The 18,665-nt window shown below is 59.1% G+C and carries 15 protein-coding genes and 1 pseudogene; 13 read left to right on the top strand and 3 right to left on the bottom strand.

From position 1 onward, the window contains the following. Nucleotides 1–49 precede the first annotated feature (49 nt). On the top strand, nucleotides 50–1,966 hold the full coding sequence (locus MA884_RS10230) for an ATP-binding cassette domain-containing protein (RefSeq protein WP_256230385.1): 1,917 nt from the start codon (nucleotides 50–52) through the stop codon (nucleotides 1,964–1,966). 119 nt (nucleotides 1,967–2,085) lie between these two features. On the opposite strand, the gene MA884_RS10235 is transcribed toward MA884_RS10230, so the two are convergent. Then, nucleotides 2,086–2,526 carry a universal stress protein gene (locus tag MA884_RS10235; RefSeq protein WP_047227202.1) on the bottom strand — a complete coding sequence of 147 codons (441 nt, stop codon included), beginning with the start codon at nucleotides 2,524–2,526 and terminating at the stop codon, nucleotides 2,086–2,088. A gap of 108 nt (nucleotides 2,527–2,634) precedes the next feature. Between MA884_RS10235 and MA884_RS10240 the strand changes: the two genes are divergently transcribed. The 7 genes from MA884_RS10240 to MA884_RS10270 all read left to right on the top strand — a co-directional run bounded on the left by MA884_RS10240 (nucleotide 2,635) and on the right by MA884_RS10270 (nucleotide 11,197). Then, nucleotides 2,635–3,072 (top strand): hypothetical protein, encoded by a 438-nt coding sequence (locus tag MA884_RS10240; RefSeq protein ID WP_256230386.1) that lies wholly within the window; start codon nucleotides 2,635–2,637, stop codon nucleotides 3,070–3,072. Nucleotides 3,073–3,666: 594 nt separating this feature from the next. Further along, a complete protein-coding gene (fadB, locus tag MA884_RS10245; protein ID WP_256230387.1) occupies nucleotides 3,667–5,814 on the top strand; it encodes a fatty acid oxidation complex subunit alpha FadB in 2,148 nt (715 codons plus the stop codon). 30 nt (nucleotides 5,815–5,844) lie between these two features. Then, nucleotides 5,845–7,020, top strand: a complete 1,176-nt coding sequence (fadA, locus tag MA884_RS10250; protein ID WP_025212747.1) for an acetyl-CoA C-acyltransferase FadA — start codon at nucleotides 5,845–5,847, stop codon at nucleotides 7,018–7,020. Nucleotides 7,021–7,130: 110 nt separating this feature from the next. Beyond that, nucleotides 7,131–7,367: a DUF1653 domain-containing protein gene (locus tag MA884_RS10255; RefSeq protein WP_047227205.1), complete on the top strand. Its 237-nt coding sequence runs from the start codon at nucleotides 7,131–7,133 to the stop codon at nucleotides 7,365–7,367. A gap of 115 nt (nucleotides 7,368–7,482) precedes the next feature. Further along, entirely contained in the window at nucleotides 7,483–10,095 is a 2,613-nt protein-coding gene (gene topA, locus MA884_RS10260; RefSeq protein ID WP_256230388.1) for a type I DNA topoisomerase, read from the top strand. Nucleotides 10,096–10,332: 237 nt separating this feature from the next. Continuing rightward, complete coding sequence (locus MA884_RS10265) at nucleotides 10,333–10,857, top strand: DUF6586 family protein (protein WP_256230389.1); 525 nt, start codon at nucleotides 10,333–10,335, stop codon at nucleotides 10,855–10,857. A gap of 106 nt (nucleotides 10,858–10,963) precedes the next feature. Then, the gene (locus MA884_RS10270) at nucleotides 10,964–11,197 is read left to right on the top strand and encodes a hypothetical protein (protein WP_047227208.1); all 234 of its coding nucleotides are present in this window, start codon (nucleotides 10,964–10,966) and stop codon (nucleotides 11,195–11,197) included. A gap of 72 nt (nucleotides 11,198–11,269) precedes the next feature. On the opposite strand, the gene sulA is transcribed toward MA884_RS10270, so the two are convergent. After that, nucleotides 11,270–11,743, bottom strand: a complete 474-nt coding sequence (gene sulA, locus MA884_RS10275) for an SOS-induced cell division inhibitor SulA (protein WP_256230390.1) — start codon at nucleotides 11,741–11,743, stop codon at nucleotides 11,270–11,272. Between the two features lie 10 nt (nucleotides 11,744–11,753). Beyond that, nucleotides 11,754–12,362, bottom strand: a complete 609-nt coding sequence (lexA, locus tag MA884_RS10280) for a transcriptional repressor LexA (RefSeq protein ID WP_256230391.1) — start codon at nucleotides 12,360–12,362, stop codon at nucleotides 11,754–11,756. A 241-nt stretch (nucleotides 12,363–12,603) separates the two neighbouring features. On the opposite strand from lexA, the gene MA884_RS10285 reads away from it, so the two are divergent. The 5 genes and pseudogenes from MA884_RS10285 to MA884_RS10305 all read left to right on the top strand — a co-directional run bounded on the left by MA884_RS10285 (nucleotide 12,604) and on the right by MA884_RS10305 (nucleotide 18,659). Beyond that, a complete protein-coding gene (locus MA884_RS10285; protein WP_256230392.1) occupies nucleotides 12,604–13,311 on the top strand; it encodes a TetR/AcrR family transcriptional regulator in 708 nt (235 codons plus the stop codon). Nucleotides 13,312–13,357: 46 nt separating this feature from the next. Beyond that, nucleotides 13,358–13,486, top strand: coding sequence for a hypothetical protein (locus MA884_RS10290; RefSeq protein WP_256230393.1), 129 nt, complete (start codon nucleotides 13,358–13,360; stop codon nucleotides 13,484–13,486). Further along, entirely contained in the window at nucleotides 13,483–14,493 is a 1,011-nt protein-coding gene (gene nagZ, locus MA884_RS10295; protein ID WP_256230394.1) for a beta-N-acetylhexosaminidase, read from the top strand. The genes MA884_RS10290 and nagZ overlap by 4 nt, the downstream gene beginning before the upstream one ends. A gap of 11 nt (nucleotides 14,494–14,504) precedes the next feature. Then, the gene (locus MA884_RS10300) at nucleotides 14,505–15,245 is read left to right on the top strand and encodes an S-methyl-5'-thioinosine phosphorylase (RefSeq protein WP_256230395.1); all 741 of its coding nucleotides are present in this window, start codon (nucleotides 14,505–14,507) and stop codon (nucleotides 15,243–15,245) included. Between the two features lie 119 nt (nucleotides 15,246–15,364). Continuing rightward, nucleotides 15,365–18,659, top strand: a pseudogene (locus MA884_RS10305) (SNF2-related protein). Nucleotides 18,660–18,665 lie beyond the last annotated feature (6 nt).

Genomic DNA, 18,665 nt, shown 5'->3' on the forward strand with positions numbered 1-18,665 from the left:
CTGGGACTTCATCTCAGGTAGAATGCGCGCCCGGTTTTTGGAGAAGCTCATGACCCTGCTCAAATTCAGCGATGTGTCCCTTGCTTTCGGCGCTATGCCGTTGTTGGACAAGGTGTCCTGGCAGATCGCCCGTGGTGAGCGGGTGTGCATCATCGGCCGCAATGGCACTGGCAAGTCCAGCATGATGAAGCTGGTCAAGGGCGATCAGAAGCCCGATGACGGCTCGGTCTGGCGCGCGCCAGGCCTGAAAATCGGCGAATTGCCCCAGGAACTGCCGGTGGCCGACGAGCGGACGGTGTTCGACGTGGTCGCAGAAGGCCTGGATGGTGTCGGCGCGTTGTTGGCGGAATATCACCACCTGAGCCAGAACATCGTCACCGACGCCGACCTGGACAAGTTGATGCATGTCCAGCACGACCTCGAGGCTCGCGATGGCTGGCGTCTGCAGCAGTTGGTTGACAGCACGCTGAGTCGACTGCAACTGCCGGCCGACAAGACCCTGGCCGAGCTGTCCGGTGGCTGGCGTCGCCGGGTCCTGTTGGCCCAGGCCCTGGTGTCCGAACCGGACCTGCTGCTGCTCGACGAACCTACCAACCACCTGGACATCGGTGCTATCGCCTGGCTTGAAGAAGCCTTGAAGGACTTCCAGGGCGCGGTGCTGTTCATCACCCACGACCGTTCTTTCCTGCAAAACCTGGCGACCCGGATCCTCGAACTGGACCGCGGCGGCCTGATCGACTGGAACGGCGACTACGCCAGTTTCCTGGTGCACAAGGAAGCGGCGCTGGCGGCGGAAGAAACCGCGAACGCGTTGTTTGACAAGAAACTGGCCCAGGAAGAAGTCTGGATTCGCCAGGGTATCAAGGCCCGTCGCACCCGTAACGAAGGCCGTGTTCGGGCGCTCAAGGCCCTTCGCATGGAGCGCAGTGAGCGTCGCGAACGCACCGGCAAGGCCAATATTCAGTTGGACACCGCTGACAAGTCCGGCAAGCAGGTGATGGTTCTTGAGAACGTGAGTTTTGCGCACCCTGGCGGTCCGTTCCTGATCAAGGATTTTTCCATGGTGCTGCAGCGTGGTGACCGCATTGGCCTGCTGGGCGCCAACGGCACCGGCAAGACCACTTTGCTCAAGCTGATGCTCGGCGGTCTGGTACCGACCAATGGCAAGGTGGAGGAGGGCACGAAGATCGACGTCGCCTACTTCGACCAGTTGCGCCATCAGTTGGATCTGGAGAAAACCGTCATCGACAACGTGGCCGAAGGCCGCGATTTCATCGACATCGATGGCCAGAGCCGCCATGTGTTGAGCTATCTGGGTGACTTCCTGTTCAGTCCTCAACGTGCCCGTACCCCGGTCAAGGCGCTGTCCGGTGGCGAACGTGCCCGTCTGCTGCTGGCCAAGCTGTTCAGCAAGCCGGCAAACCTGCTGGTGCTCGACGAACCGACCAACGACCTGGACGTGGAAACCCTCGAGTTGCTGGAAGAGGTGCTACTGACCTTCAACGGCACTGTACTGATGGTCAGCCACGACCGGGCATTCCTCGACAACGTGGTCACCAGCACCCTGGTGTTCGAAGGCGAAGGCCTGGTTCGTGAATACGTCGGCGGCTATCAGGACTGGCTGCGCCAGGGCGGTTCGCCGCGCTTGCTGGGCGTGACCGAGAGCAAATCCGGCAAGGCCGACTTGAATTCGGCCGTGGTCAAGGCCGAGCCTGCTCCGGTTGCGGCGGCAGCGGTGGCACCGGCAAAGAAGAAGCTCAGCTACAAGCTGCAGCGCGAGCTGGAAGCATTGCCAGGTGATATCGACGCGAAGGAGAAGCAGATCGCGGCGGTGGAAGCCGAAATGGCTGACATTGGCTTCTACCAGCGTCCTGCGGCCGAAACCGCCAAGGTGATCGCCCACCTGGAGCAGTTGCAGGCTGAGCTGGATGCATTGGTCGAGCGCTGGGCTGAACTGGACGCTTGATCCCTTGAGATAGAAAATCCCGGCGCTCAGCAATGAGCGTCGGGATTTTTATTTGAAACGCTATTCCCCTGTAGGGGTGAGCCTGTGGGAGCAAAGCTTGCCCCCACAGGCTCAGGTTTTTATGTGCGCTTGACCAGGTGTACTGCCAATACATCGCAAGGCGCGCCGTGTAGCACGTCATTGGCGGTAGAGCCTAGCAGCAGCGCCAGGCCGTGACGGCCATGGCTGCCCACGACGATCAGGTCGCATCCCTGTTCCTTGGCCAGGTGATGGATCTCCTGGCGTGGCTGGCCGTAGGTCAGGTGGCTGTATTCCTTTTTCAGGGCTGGGTATTTCACGATCAGCCGGTCAAGGCGTTCCTTGGCTTGATCGAATTGTTGTTGCTGCAACTGCGAAAGGTCCATCGGCACATCACCACCGAAGGCCATGGCCATAGGTTCGACGATGTGAACCAGCGACAGTTTGGTGTCTCGACCTTCGCAAAGGGCCAGAGCACGCTTGACGACGGGATCACATTCTTCAGTGAGGTCGACGGCGACCAGGACGTGTTCGTAGTACATGGAAGGCACTCCAGAGAATTGCGATACGGTAAGTATGGCTGGTTTCAAGCACATCGACGGCGACGTGGGTCAATCGTCATGGCTCATCAGAATTCGGGGAGTACGAATATGACGGTCTGGATAGTGGTGTCAATCCTGTTGGTGGTTTTAAGCCCCCTGGCATGGTTGCGCCCGTCCCGTGTTCAGAGCGGTCGCATGGCGTTGCGCATGGAGGCGCGGCGCCTTGGCCTAGCCATGCAACTGGCCCCGCAGGAGTGGCCTCACTGGCTCGGGCAGCAAGCGCCAAACCCCTGCGCCCAGTACCATCGGCCCCGGCGGGGCAGGCAACCGGCTCTCTGGACCTACTGGCAAACTGCGCCGGGCGTATGGGTCAATCAGTGGCGTGAAGTCTGCCAGGATGAGTCGCTGCTCAATCATTTCGAAAAATTGCCAGCCAACGTCTACAAAATCGAAGCCGACGGGCAAATGATCGCTTTGTACTGGGGCGAGAAAGGCGAGGCGAGTGTTTTGCAGGAGATTTCCTCGGTGCTGAAAGCGCTGGCTTGAAACGCTGTAGGAGCTGCCGAGCGAAGCGAGGCTGCGATCTTTGGCCATTGAGTCTCAATTGAAAGATCAAAAGATCGTCCGAACGCGGCCCGAGCCTTCGCCAGTGCCCATAAAAAAGCCCGACAGTCTCATCGGGCGGGTTGGCCAGGCAGGCCGGTAATCGAAGCTGTTTGCGGGGCGTTCGTTCGAAACGTCCTTCTCCACAGATTAAAAAGCGTTTCCGCCAGCTTAGCCGGTTGAGTCCGGCGTGCATGGAATTAGGGCGACTTTTCTAATTATTGATTCTATGAATGGCCATGTATGCAGCGCCGTGTTGCGGATCCGTGCGGTACGCAAATGACCGGGAAGTCGCGTTCGAACCCCTGTTTAGGGCGATTGACAATTGTCGGAAATTCCGTGAAGGTGGCGTACCCAAATCAAACGGGCGTATGAATTGAGCGTTTGTATTTTCCGAACGTTCCTACAGAACCCCGACTATCGCGTTGACGGGTGTGCCTGGCGGATTGGCGTAGCATCGGCGGTAAACGTCAATGCCGAACCAGCAGTCAGCGTTCAACGTGTACTGTTCAGCTTCCATATCGTGGAGATCAGTTGATGATTTACGAAGGTAAAGCCATCACGGTTAAGGCTCTTGAAAGTGGCATCGTCGAACTGAAGTTCGATCTCAAGGGTGAGTCCGTCAACAAGTTCAACCGTCTAACCCTGAATGAACTGCGTCAGGCCGTGGACACCATCAAGGCAGATGCTTCGATCAAGGGTGTGATCGTCAGCAGCGGCAAGGACGTCTTCATCGTCGGCGCCGACATCACCGAATTCGTCGATAACTTCAAGCTGCCCGATGCCGAACTGATCGCTGGCAACCTCGAAGCGAACCGTATTTTCAGCGACTTCGAAGACCTCGACGTACCGACCGTCGCGGCCATCAACGGCATCGCCCTGGGTGGCGGCCTGGAAATGTGCCTGGCAGCGGATTACCGCGTCATGTCCACTGTGGCCAAGATCGGTCTGCCGGAAGTCAAGCTGGGCATCTACCCGGGCTTTGGCGGTACCGTTCGCCTGCCACGTCTGATTGGTGCGGATAACGCCATCGAGTGGATTGCCGCCGGCAAGGAAAACCGTGCTGAAGACGCGCTGAAAGTCGGCGCCGTGGATGCCGTGGTCGAGCCCGGCAAACTTCAGGAAGCGGCCCTTGAAACGCTCAAGCGCGCCATCAGTGGCGAGTTCGACTACAAGGCCAAGCGCCAGCCCAAGCTGGAAAAGCTCAAGCTCAACGCCATCGAGCAAATGATGGCTTTCGAAACCGCCAAGGGTTTCGTTGCAGGTCAGGCAGGCCCGAACTACCCGGCGCCGGTCGAAGCGATCAAGACTATCCAGAAGGCCGCGAACTTCGGTCGCGACAAGGCCCTGGAAGTCGAAGCCACCGGTTTCGTCAAACTGGCCAAGACCTCGGCTGCACAAAGCCTGATTGGTCTGTTCCTCAATGACCAGGAACTGAAGAAAAAGGCCAAGGCCTACGACGAAATCGCCCGTGACGTGAAGCAGGCCGCCGTACTCGGCGCCGGCATCATGGGCGGCGGGATCGCCTACCAGTCGGCGTCCAAAGGCACGCCGATCCTGATGAAAGACATCAACGAACACGGCATCGAGCAGGGCCTGGCTGAAGCCGCCAAGCTGCTGGTCGGCCGCGTCGATAAAGGTCGCATGACCGCTGCGAAGATGGCCGAAGTGCTCAACGGCATTCGTCCAACCCTGTCCTACGGCGATTTCGGCCATGTCGACCTGGTGGTCGAGGCTGTTGTCGAGAACCCGAAGGTCAAGCAGGCGGTACTGGCTGAAGTCGAAGACAAGGTCAAAGAGGACACCATCCTCGCGTCGAACACCTCGACCATTTCCATCTCGCTGCTGGCCAAGGCCCTCAAGCGTCCGGAAAACTTCGTCGGCATGCACTTCTTCAACCCGGTGCACATGATGCCGCTGGTGGAAGTGATCCGTGGCGAGAAGTCCAGCGAACAAGCGATCGCCACCACCGTGGCCTACGCCAAGAAAATGGGCAAGAATCCGATCGTCGTCAACGACTGCCCGGGTTTCTTGGTTAACCGCGTACTGTTCCCGTATTTCGGCGGTTTCGCCAAGCTGGTCAGCGCCGGTGTGGACTTTGTACGCATCGACAAGATCATGGAAAAATTCGGCTGGCCGATGGGCCCGGCGTACCTGATGGACGTGGTCGGCATCGACACCGGCCACCACGGTCGTGACGTCATGGCCGAAGGCTTCCCGGATCGCATGAAAGACGACCGCCGGTCGGCTGTCGACGTGCTCTACGAAGCCAAGCGCCTGGGCCAGAAGAATGGCAAGGGCTTCTACGCCTACGAGACTGACAAGCGCGGCAAGCAGAAGAAAGTAGCCGATTCCTCGGTGCTGGAAGTGCTCAAGCCGATCGTCTATGAGCAGCGCGAAGTCACCGACGAAGACATCATCAACTGGATGATGATCCCACTGTGCCTCGAAACCGTGCGTTGCCTGGAAGACGGTATTGTCGAAACCGCCGCCGAAGCCGACATGGGTCTGGTCTACGGTATCGGTTTCCCTCCATTCCGTGGTGGTGCGCTGCGCTACATCGATTCGATCGGTGTTGCCCAGTTCGTTGCCCTGGCTGACCAGTACGCTGATTTGGGCGCGCTGTACCACCCGACCGCGAAGCTGCGTGAAATGGCCAAGAACGGCCAGAGCTTCTTCGGTTAAGCGCCCAACGACTAGAGCGAGAGAACATTTATGAGCTTGAATCCTAGAGACGTCGTGATTGTCGACTTCGGTCGTACGCCGATGGGCCGCTCCAAGGGCGGCATGCACCGCAACACCCGCGCCGAAGACATGTCGGCGCACCTGATCAGCAAGCTGCTGGAACGTAACGTCAAGGTCGACCCCAACGAAGTCGAAGACGTGATCTGGGGCTGTGTGAACCAGACCCTGGAGCAGGGCTGGAACATTGCCCGCATGGCCTCGCTGATGACCCAGATCCCTCACACCGCGGCCGGCCAGACCGTCAGCCGCCTGTGCGGTTCGTCCATGAGCGCGCTGCATACCGCTGCTCAGGCGATCATGACCGGTAACGGTGATGTGTTCGTCGTCGGTGGTGTCGAGCACATGGGCCACGTGAGCATGATGCATGGCGTCGATCCGAACCCGCACATGTCGCTGTACGCGGCAAAAGCCTCGGGCATGATGGGGCTGACCGCGGAGATGCTCGGCAAAATGCACGGCATCACCCGCGAACAGCAGGACGCCTTCGGCGTGCGTTCCCACCAGCTCGCGCACAAGGCGACCGTGGAAGGCAAGTTCAAGGACGAAATCATCCCGATGCAGGGCTACGACGAGAACGGTTTCCTGAAGCTGTTCGACTACGACGAAACCATTCGTCCGGAAACCACCCTGGAAAGCCTGGCGGCCCTCAAGCCGGCCTTCAATCCAAAGGGCGGCACCGTGACAGCCGGTACTTCCTCGCAGATCACCGACGGTGCTTCGTGCATGATCGTGATGTCGGCCCAGCGTGCCCAGGACCTGGGCATCCAGCCGATGGCGGTGATTCGTTCGATGGCCGTGGCCGGTGTTGACCCGGCAATCATGGGCTATGGTCCAGTACCGGCGACGCAGAAAGCCTTGAAACGTGCGGGTCTGAGCATTTCCGATATCGACTTCTTCGAGCTCAACGAAGCTTTCGCCGCACAGGCCCTGCCAGTGCTGAAAGATCTGAAAGTGCTCGACAAGATGAACGAGAAGGTTAACCTGCACGGCGGCGCGATCGCTCTGGGTCACCCGTTCGGTTGCTCCGGTGCGCGTATCTCCGGCACGCTGCTCAACGTGATGAAGCAGAACGGTGGCACCTTTGGGGTGTCCACTATGTGCATTGGCCTCGGCCAGGGCATCGCCACTGTCTTCGAACGCGTCTAAGCGTTACGTCGATGGAAGCCGGGGCCAAGTGCCCCGGTTTTTGTTTTTCCGGGTTTAGAAAAAAAAAGATTTTGTTTTTATTTTGAAAAGATTTCAGTGAGGGCCAAAGCATGCCGATACAACCTGGGCTCTACCAACATTACAAAGGTCCGCAGTACCGCGTATTCAGCATCGCGCGGCATTCCGAGACCGAGGAAGAAGTGGTCTTCTATCAAGCCCTGTATGGCGATTACGGCTTTTGGGTGCGACCGTTGAGCATGTTCCAGGAGTCTGTCGAAGTTGACGGCGAGCAGGTGCCACGCTTTGCTTTGGTGCAGGCCGAAGAGAGCCTTTTTTCCAAGCCTTGAGGTCGATGCCGGGGCAACCCTGCGCTTGACCTCACCTTGCAGCCACTATATATAGCGGTGCCGCGTCAGGCGCCAACCGCCTTTCACTTTTTTGAATTCAGGAATTTTCTGATCCATGGGCAAATCGCTGGTCATTGTGGAATCCCCGGCTAAGGCCAAGACCATCAACAAGTATCTGGGCAACCAATACGTGGTGAAGTCGAGTATCGGCCATATCCGAGACCTGCCCACCAGCGGTTCGGCTAGCGCCAGCAAGGAACCAGCCGCCAAGCGTGGCAAGGCTGCCGCCGGTGAAGCGCCGGTGCTGTCGCCAAAGGAGAAGGCGCGCAAGCAATTGGTCTCACGCATGGGGGTTGATCCGGACCACGGCTGGAAAGCCAAGTACGAGATCCTCCCGGGCAAGGAAAAGGTCATCGAAGAACTGCGTCGGCTCGCCAAGGATGCCGACACCATCTATCTGGCGACGGACTTGGACCGCGAAGGGGAAGCCATTGCCTGGCACCTGCGCGAAGCCATTGGTGGGGATGACAGCCGTTACAAGCGCGTGGTGTTCAACGAAATCACCAAGAAAGCCATCCAGGAAGCCTTCTCCCAGCCGGGCGAGCTGGACATTGATCGGGTCAACGCCCAGCAGGCGCGTCGCTTCCTCGATCGCGTAGTGGGCTACATGGTCTCGCCACTGTTGTGGGCCAAGATCGCTCGCGGTCTGTCGGCCGGTCGCGTGCAGTCCGTCGCCGTGAAGCTGGTGGTGGAGCGCGAGCGCGAAATCCGTGCGTTCATCCCTGAAGAATACTGGGAAGTTCACGCCGATCTCGGCACCGCCAAGGGCGCCACCGTGCGCTTCGACGTGGCCCGCGAGAAGGGCGAAGCCTTCAAGCCGCTCAACGAAGCCCAGGCCATGGCCGCGCTGGAGAAGCTCAAGGCTTCCAGCTACAGCATCGTCAAGCGCGAAGACAAACCGACCAGCAGCAAGCCGTCGGCACCGTTCATCACCTCCACGTTGCAACAGGCCGCCAGCAATCGCCTGGGTTTCGGCGTGAAGAAAACCATGATGATGGCCCAGCGTTTGTACGAAGCGGGCTACATCACGTATATGCGTACCGACTCGACCAACCTCTCGGCTGATGCCGTGACGATGGCGCGCACCTATATAGAAAGCGAATTCGGCAAAAAATACCTGCCGGAGACACCGAACGTCTACAGCAGCAAGGCAGGCGCGCAAGAGGCCCACGAAGCGATTCGTCCCTCCGACGCCAACACCGAGCCAAGCAAGCTGTCGGGCATGGAGCGCGATGCCGAGCGCCTCTACGAGCTGATCTGGCGCCAGTTCCTGGCCTGCCAGATGCTGCCGGCACAATACCTGTCGACCACGGTCAGCGTCGGTGCCGGCGACTTCGAGCTGCGCGCCAAGGGCCGCATCCTGAAGTTCGATGGTTACACCCGTGTCATGCCGCAAATCACCAAGCCGGGTGACGACGATGTCCTGCCAGATATGGCCCAGGGCGATGTGATGAAGCTGATCAAGCTTGATCCTACCCAGCATTTCACCAAGCCGCCGGCCCGTTATTCGGAAGCCAGCCTGGTCAAGGAAATGGAAAAGCGTGGCATTGGTCGCCCTTCGACCTACGCAGCGATCATTTCCACCATTCAGGATCGCGGCTACGTGGCGCTGCACAACCGTCGGTTCTATTCGGAAAAGATGGGAGACATCGTTACCGAACGTTTGTCCGAGAGCTTCTCTAACCTGATGGACTACGGCTTCACTGCCGGCATGGAAGAGAACCTCGACGATGTGGCCCAGGGTGAGCGGGACTGGAAAAACGTCCTTGACGAGTTTTATGGCGACTTCAAGAAAAAACTCGAAGTAGCCGAAAGTGCCGAGAACGGCATGCGGGCCAACCAGCCGGTCATGACCGACATCCCATGCTTGACGTGTGGTCGTCCGATGCAGATCCGCACCGCCTCGACAGGCGTGTTCCTGGGGTGCTCGGGCTACAGCCTGCCACCCAAGGAGCGCTGCAAGGCGACGGTCAACCTGGTGCCGGGCGATGAAATCGCTGCGGACGACGAGGGCGAATCGGAATCCTTGGTGCTACGCGGCAAGCACCGCTGTCCGATTTGCAGCACGGCGATGGATGCCTACCTGCTGGATGAGAAGCGCAAGCTGCACATCTGCGGTAACAACCCGGATTGCGCTGGTTACGAAATCGAAGAGGGCACCTATCGCATCAAAGGCTATGAAGGCCCGAGCCTGGAATGCGACAAGTGTGGCAGTGAGATGCAACTCAAGACCGGCCGCTTCGGCAAGTTCTTCGGTTGCACCAATCCGACCTGCAAGAACACCCGCAAACTGCTCAAGAGCGGTGACGCGGCGCCGCCGAAGATGGACCCGGTGAAGATGCCTGAGCTCAAGTGCGAGAAGGTCAACGACACCTATATCCTGCGCGACGGCGCGTCCGGCCTGTTCCTGGCGGCCAGCCAGTTCCCGAAAAACCGCGAGACCCGTGCGCCGCTGGTAATGGAGATCGTGCCGCACAAGGACGAAATCGATCCGAAGTACCATTTCCTCTGCGCAGCACCGCAGAAGGATCCGGAAGGTCGTCCGGCGGTCATTCGCTACAGCCGCAAGACCAAGGAGCAGTACGTGCAGACCGAAGTCGACGGCAAGCCAACCGGCTGGAAGGCGTACTACGACGGCGGCAAATGGACGGTTGAAGACAAGCGCTGATTGATAAAGTGCTTTCTTGTGGCGTACGGGGCCTCTGTGATGAGGGAGCTTGTTCCTGCTGGACCGGTCCGATGTTTCGGGCGAAGCTGTCCCAATAACCTCAAGTAAACAAAAGGCCGCATGATCACCCCGGTGGTTTTCATGCGGCCTTTTTGTTTTTGCCTTGCAGTGGCCTCGGTTGTTCCATGAAACTGTCGCACTTGCGTGAAGCTTTTATTCGTTGGGGAGAATGCCGCCATGGCCCACGAACTCTATACCCGCACCAATCAGAAAATATATTTCGCCGGCCTGTCGCTCGAAGCGCTCGCCAGGGCAGAAGATGGGCGGGCGATGAATTCCCCGGCGTTGACCCAGGCCGGGCGCGAATCAGCGCTGTTTCATCTGTATGGCGCGTTATTGGGGTTGTGCCATGAAATTGCCGGGTTCTACCGCCTGCCGCAAGCAAATGCGCCCCGGGCCGAACTGCTGTTGACCCGCGAAGTATTGGAAACCATCGCCATCCCGGAACTGGCCGAAATGGTCGAACTGGCTCACAACCCGCAAACCTGGCTGGCCAAGCTGTTGGCGGCACACGCGGCACTGTTCGAGCCGCCCCGGGCTTCTCGCAAGCCCAAAGGGGACGTAACCCAGCCGTTGATTGTTGCGGTTAATCTCGACGAAGAAGATCCCGAGCAGGACCTGAGCCGGGAGGAGCTGGAAAGCTGGCGGCAGAACCTAAAAAGCCTGGCGATTCGCTTTCGCGAAGGATTGAACGAGTGTTGAGTTTTCCTTCGCCGCGCCATTTTCGTCGATAACGCTTGGTCAAGATCCTGAGCGAAGCCTGGCCGATGACTATATAATCCTCGCCTTTCGTGGAGAACAGCCTTTTATGCCTACGTCCTTTCTAGAAATTGTCGAACTTCCTGATGGCCGCATCGAGCTGCGCAGAGCCGAGGACGAAGGTTCTCTGGTTACCCTGAACTTCTCCGAAGATGCCAAGGCTTTCCTGCAAGGCCAGCACGTCGAAGTCGCCAAGGCGATGCTGAGCGTGGGCGTGCAAATGGCTGGGCGCCTGGTTGAAGGCGAATTCAACAAGGAAGAGGGGCCGCGGGTTCTTCATTGATCCCGCCTGTCGGCTTTTTCAAGATGGTTTTGCTGGCCGGCTTCTCTGTCCTGGAGAAGCCCTGCGTTTGCCTTAGCCCAATCGAATATTCAGGCTTTGTGCGTCCCCGGTGCGAGCGGCGCTGATCAGCTGTTGCCGTGCTGTCGTGGTCAACGGATTGAGCCAACTGACCACCGTATGGCTGCGGCCCAGGCGCAACGCTTCGCAGGTCAGCTGCTGGGCGCTTTGAGTGCCCCGCGGCTGCAGCAGCAGGATACGCTCACGGTTCAGGCCAGCATCCCGCAGCCAGGCCTGGGTGACGCTGGCCGGAGGTGCGATCAGCGTCAACCAGCGGGCGTCCTGGTCCTGGCTCAGCTCGCGCAGAATCGGCGCCAGCAGGTTCAGGCAGTTCCCGGCCGCACCACGTAACGACAGTTCGCTGAAGGCTTCGGGCTCGATGCCCCAGGGCGACTCGATCACCTCTTTGAGGGCTGGAACCAGCGGTTGGGCCATGAATGCCTCGAACAGCGGAAGTTGAGTGTGTTGTGGTGTGTGTGGGAACTGCATAAAGCCTCCTTTAGCGGCGTATAACGCCGACACTCAAGCCTTCGATGACCAGGTCCTGATCTTTCAGGTTGACTTCGATGGGGGCGAACTCGGGATTCTCGGCAATCAGCCAGACCTTGCTACCGTCGCGCTTGAAGCGCTTGACGGTCACTTCATCACCGATTCGCGCCACCACGATCTGGCCGTTGCGGGCTTCGCGAGTGGTGTGGACCGCCAGAAGATCACCGTCGAAGATACCGATGTCCTTCATGCTCATGCCGTGCACGCGAAGAAGATAATCAGCTCGTGGATGGAAGAACGATGGGTTGATGTTGCAGGATTCTTCGACATGCTGCTCGGCGAGGATCGGGGCGCCTGCTGCTACGCGGCCGATGATCGGCAGGCTGGTCTCGTCGGCCTTGGCTTCGAAGCCTGGGATACGAATGCCGCGGGATGCGCCGGGCGTCATTTCGATAGCGCCCTTGCGAGCCAGCGCCTTAAGGTGCTCTTCAGCCGCATTGGGCGACTTGAAGCCCAGTTCCTGAGCGATTTCCGCACGGGTCGGCGGGTAGCCGTTGTCTTCGAGGCAGCGTTTGATGAAGGCCAGAATCTCTGCTTGGCGTGGCGTCAGCTTTAGCATATTGATCGCTCTGTCTTTTTATACAGTGACTGGGATTATATACAGTGAACGCAGCTTGGCAATCCTCCTTTTCTCCCGGGCCGCTGGACGGTCGGTCGGGCTGCTGAAAACGACATGGGCTACAGCCCGCCGAAGGTGTGGTTAAATATCTGACCGGGCGTTCGCAAAACGCCCCGGCAGGCTTGACAACCCCAAGGCTGAAACGTATGTTTCAAACAAGTGTTTGTCAGGCGGAGTAGCCATGGCCCAGTCGGAAACCGTTGAACGCATTCTCGATGCTGCCGAGCAATTGTTCGCGGAAAAAGGTTTCGCTGAAACCTCGTTGCGTCTGATCACCAGCAAGGCCGGGGTGAACCTGGCGGCGGTGAATTATCACTTCGGTTCGAAAAAAGCGCTGATCCAGGCGGTGTTTTCGCGTTTCCTCGGGCCTTTCTGTGTCAGCCTGGATCGTGAGCTGGAGCGGCGTCAGGCCAAGCCTGACGTCAAGCCGAGCTTGGAAGAGCTGCTGGAGATCCTGGTCGAACAAGCCCTTGTCGTGCAGCCACGCAGTGGTAACGACCTTTCCATTTTCATGCGCTTGCTGGGCTTGGCATTCAGCCAGAGCCAAGGCCACTTGCGGCGCTATCTGGAAGACATGTACGGCAAGGTGTTCCGCCGCTATATGCTTCTGGTCAACGAGGCCGCGCCGCGCATTCCGCCGATCGAGTTGTTCTGGCGCGTGCATTTCATGCTCGGTGCCGCTGCTTTCAGCATGTCCGGGATCAAGGCGCTGCGGGCCATCGCTGAAACCGATTTCGGTGTGAATACATCGATTGAGCAAGTGATGCGCCTGATGGTGCCATTCCTGGCCGCTGGCATGCGCGCCGAAAGTGGCGTCACCGATGAGGCCATGGCTGCCGCGCAGTTGCGTCCGCGCAGCAAGTCAGTCCCGGCGCTCGCCAAGGCCTGAGTGCGCGGGTGGGCGCGGCTGCCCACTTCCGCTAAGCTAGCGGCCCATGCCGACTCTCGTTTCGAACCCGCTTTATATTTCATTGCATAACCGTGACCTGTCGGGCCTGGAGCCCGGCGGCGCGGTCGTGCGTGCGCCGCTGTGCGGGTTCATTGTTATCAAGGAATTATTATGACTGCTGGTCTGCAAGGCTCGTTGATGGTGGACGTCGCCGGTACCTGGTTGACGGCCGAAGATCGCCACCTGTTGCGTCAGCCCGAAGTGGGTGGCCTGATCATTTTTGCTCGCAACATCGAGCATCCACGTCAGGTGCGCGAGCTGAGCGCCTCGATTCGCGCCATCCGTCCGGACCTGCTGCTGGCGGTCGATCAGGAGGGCGGGCGCGTTCAGCGCCTGCGCCAGGGGTTTGTGCGTTTGCCGGCAATGCGGGCGATTGCCGACAACCCGAATGCCGAGTATCTGGCCGAGCAGTGCGGCTGGATCATGGCCACTGAAGTGCTTGCGGTCGGCCTCGATTTGAGTTTTGCCCCGGTGCTGGACCTCGATTATCAACGCAGCGCGGTGGTCGGCAGTCGTGCCTTCGAAGGCAATCCCGAGCGCGCCGCGCAGTTGGCCGGTGCCTTCATTCGGGGCATGAACGCCGCCGGTATGGCCGCCACTGGCAAGCATTTCCCTGGCCACGGCTGGGCCGAAGCTGATTCTCATGTGGCCATTCCCAACGATGAGCGCAGCCTTGAACAGATCCGCGCCCACGATCTGGTTCCGTTCGCCAGACTGAGCAAGCAACTGGCGGCAGTCATGCCGGCCCATGTCATTTATCCGCAGGTCGATGCCAATCCAGCCGGTTTCTCCCGGCGCTGGCTGCAGGACATCCTGCGTGGCGAATTGCAGTTCGATGGCGTGATCTTCAGCGATGATCTGTCTATGGCAGGCGCTCACGTGGTCGGGGATGCCGCCAGTCGTATCGAGGCGGCGTTGTCGGCCGGTTGCGACATGGGCCTGGTGTGCAACGACCGCGCTGCCGCGGAACTGGCCTTGAGCGCCGCCCAACGGTTGAAGGTCAAGCCATCGGCGCGGATCGCACGCATGCGCGGGCAGGCATTCGCCTCCACCGAGTACCGCCAGGACCCACGCTGGCTGACGGCAATCGGCGCGCTGAAAACCGCCCAACTGATCGATTAAGGACGTTTGTCATGACCGTTTACGCAATTATCGGCGGCACTGGCCTGACCCAGCTTGAAGGCCTGACCATTCGCCAGTCCCTGGCAGTAGAAACGCCCTATGGTGCGCCATCGGCGGAGGTGCAGATCGGTGACTACGCCGGGCGCGAAGTGCTGTTTCTGGCTCGCCACGGCCATCCGCATCGCTTGCCACCTCACCAGGTGAACTATCGCGCCAACCTTTGGGCGTTGAAGCAGGCCGGTGCCGAGGCAATCCTGGCGGTTAACGCCGTGGGCGGGATTCATGCCGCGATGGGGACCGGGCATTTTTGCGTTCCTCACCAATTGATCGATTACACCAGCGGCCGTCAGCACACCTATTTTGCCGATGACCTGGATGCGGTTACCCATATTGATTTCAGCTACCCCTACAGCGAGGTGCTGCGTCAGCAACTGATCGCCGCCCTGGCCGCCGAAGGCTGTGGCTACAGCAGCCATGGCGTATACGCCTGCACCCAGGGGCCGCGCCTGGAAACCGTGGCTGAAATCGCCCGCCTGGAGCGCGACGGTTGCGACATCGTCGGCATGACTGGCATGCCGGAAGCGGCGCTGGCGCGTGAATTGGAGCTCGATTACGCCTGTCTGGCGTTGGTGGTGAATCCGGCGGCGGGCAAGTCCACGGCCGTGATCACCATGGCGGAGATCGAGCAGGCGCTGCATGACGGAATGGGAAAGGTGAAGTCGACGTTGGCGCGGGTATTGATGGCTGGCTAACGGAACAGGCAGCAAAAACGGGCGCAAAGGTTTCCTGCTGCCAGCATGGGCTATTCGTACAACGCTCTCGGAAGGCTCCGATTTTCGGTGTCGTTATCCCTCATTAAAGTCCTGAACCCATGATTAAATCGATTGCAGAACTTCTTGAGACTGAGTGGGCGGAGTCGTTCGATCAGCGTACGCTCGCTCGTGGATTCGACTACGCCGAGGGAGAACGCGTCCGGATACTGCAAGTAGATGAGCGATCGGTTCACGCTGAATGCGAGGGTACTGGTGCTAATGTCTACCAGCAGGTGATCAAGCTCATTCGTTATCGGGGTTACGACGAGGTTCGTTACGAATGCTCATGCCCGGTTGGCGGCGATTGCAAGCACTGTGTCGCCGTCATGTTCCATTTGGTGGGGGATGAACAAGCGCTGCAAGCCGGCTGCGGTGACGAACATCTGAGCCGCGATCTCGAAGCCTGGATTGAGCATATTCCTGCGCAAGGTGCCGATTTGACTGTCACCGGCAATAGCTCCGATGTCCGGCTCTTTTACAAACTCAAGAGCGCAGATACCGGGAGGTGGGTGCTGGAGCTCTTCAAGGGACGTCAGCTCAACGATGGTTCCCTGCGGGATCTGAAAGCGTTCTACCAGCTTGCCGACATGCTGATTCGTTTGCCGAACTACATGTCAGACATTGACCTGCAGATCGGTCGGTTGCTGATCAGCAGTCAACATTTTCATGGTCAGATGAACAGCTATCCGCTGCAAGGACGCAATGGCGCCGATGTACTGGCGCTTGCATTGCAGTCTTCGCGCTTGTTCTTCGAACTGGACCCGCCGCAGCCGCTCAGCGCAGGGGCTCAGAAGCCGGCGCAGTTTTCCTGGGCGGAGCAACCCAACGGCAACTACAGGCCTCAGTGGCAACGTGCCGATCAACGGCCGGGTAAGATTCTGCCGCTTGAGCCGCTTCATTATCTGGATGTGTCGCGAAGGGAGCTTGGTCGGCTGACCTACGAAATGGACGACAAGCTGGCCTGCCATTTATGCCTCGCGCCAGAGATTCCCGCTCGCCAGGCCGTGCTGTTCAGCCATCGAATCAATGCTGTCGACCGCCCCATCCCTGCGCCAAAAAAACTGAGCGAGCGCATCATCGACGATGTTGAGCCACGGGCGGTGCTGAAGTTGGGAAGCGAACTCAACCTTAGGCACTGGAAATCGGTTCCAGAACATCGTGCGGCGTTGACCTTTATTTACGACGGTCATGTTGCGGACGATAAAGAAGTCACGCAGGTATCGGTCCTGTCCGGGACCGAGACGTTGCGCATCCGGCGTAAGCCGGATGTCGAGCAAGCCTTTCGCAACGTTCTGCGGAAGCTAGGTTTCAAAAAGGCCAGTCGCAAGAGCCTTGCACTGGCGGGTAGCGCGGGTGAGATGTTACAGATGCCGGATGACGCCGCCTGGTTGGCGTTCATGGATAAAGGCCTGCCGAAGTTGCGGGCCGCCCATTGGCAAATCGATATCGAAGACGGCTTTCATTTCGATCTGCAACCGGTGGAGCAGCTGTACGCCGACATTGAGGAGTCTCCTGGTCGAGAGTGGTTCGATTTACAGTTGGGCATTGTCGTCAATGGCAAACGACACAGCCCTGCTGCCGATTTTGCTTCATCTGCTTCGCTCGAACCCCGAAATGATGGACCCGGACAAGCTCGACCAGCGCCGTGATGAGCAGTTGATGTTGATCGATCTCAACGACGGAAAATTCATGGTGGGGGCCGGCGTGAAGGTCGCATTGCCGTATGGGCGGGTCAAGCCGTTGATGGCTACCCTCGGCGAGTTGTACATGAAGGAACATCGGGGCGACTCGATACGTTTGAATGCCTTTGATGCGGCCAGGCTGAATACACTCGAAGGTCTTCCCCTGGTCTGGCAGGGTGGCGAGCGGTTGCGTGCTTTCGCAAAGCGATTGCATAAGTCAACTCATGTACATGTCCCTGCGCCCGAGGGGCTCAAGGCTATGCTGCGACCGTATCAGCTCGAAGGGCTCAATTGGATGCAAACCCTGCGGGAGTTGGAAGTCGGCGGCATCCTGGGCGATGACATGGGCCTGGGTAAAACATTGCAGACCCTGGCTCATCTGCTGTGCGAGAAGCAAGCCGGACGTCTTGATGTCCCGGCGCTCGCGGTCATGCCCACCAGCCTGATTCCTAACTGGCTCGACGAAGCGGCCCGCTTTGCGCCGCAGCTCAACGTCCTGGCGCTTCATGGCGCCGCCCGGCAAAAAGACTTCGTCAGCCTGGCACAGTACGACCTAGTATTGACGACTTATGCCTTGTTGCCACGGGATCTTGAGGTGTTAAAGCCCCAGGCCTGGAGTGTGCTGGTTCTCGATGAAGCGCAGAACATCAAGAACCCTGCCAGCAAGGCCGCCCAGGCTGCCCGCGAACTCAACGCCCGACAGCGTCTGTGCCTGTCCGGTACACCCCTGGAAAATCACTTGGGCGAACTCTGGTCGCTGTTTCATTTCCTGTTGCCCGGGTGGCTGGGGGACAGCAAAAGCTTTAACCGCAACTACCGGACCCCCATTGAAAAGCACGGCAACAGCGAGCGCATGCGGCATCTGACGGCCCGGATAAAACCTTTTTTGTTGCGGCGCAAAAAAGAACAGGTCGCCACCGAGTTGCCACCCAAGACTGAAATCGTGCATTGGGTCGACCTCAGTGACGGGCAGCGGGATGTCTATGAGGCGGTGCGCGTCGCCATGGACAAGAAGGTGCGCGACGAAATTGCCCGTAGCGGCGTGGGGCGCAGCCAGATCATCATCCTGGACGCGTTGCTCAAGTTGCGCCAGGTCTGCTGCGACCTGCGGCTGCTCAATACCACGCAGACCACCAAAGCGCTGCGTTCGGGCAGCGGCAAGCTGGTCAGTTTGATGGAGATGCTTGAAGAACTGCTTAGCGAGGGGCGCAAGATTCTGTTGTTCTCCCAATTCACCTCGATGTTGGCCTTGATTGAGGATGAGTTGCAAAAGCGCAGCCTTGACTATTCGTTGCTGACCGGCAGCACCACGGATCGCCGTACTCCGGTGAGGGATTTTCAAAGTGGCAAGGTGTCGCTGTTCCTGATCAGCCTCAAGGCCGGCGGTACGGGGCTCAATCTGACGGCTGCCGACACGGTGATTCACTTCGATCCGTGGTGGAACCCGGCGGTGGAAAATCAGGCGACCGACCGGGCTTATCGGATCGGTCAAAACAAGCCTGTATTCGTTTACAAGCTGATTGCCCGGGGCACGGTGGAAGAGAAGATGCAGGCTCTTCAGCAGGATAAGGCCGCGTTGGCTGGCAGTGTGCTGGATGGCGGAATGACGGGTGGATTGGCGCTTGAGCAGAGCGATATCGAAGCGCTGTTTGCGCCGTTGCCCAAGGCCTGATTTGCC

Source organism: Pseudomonas sp. Q11 (assembly GCF_024494355.1).
Taxonomy (GTDB): domain Bacteria; phylum Pseudomonadota; class Gammaproteobacteria; order Pseudomonadales; family Pseudomonadaceae; genus Aquipseudomonas; species Aquipseudomonas hefeiensis.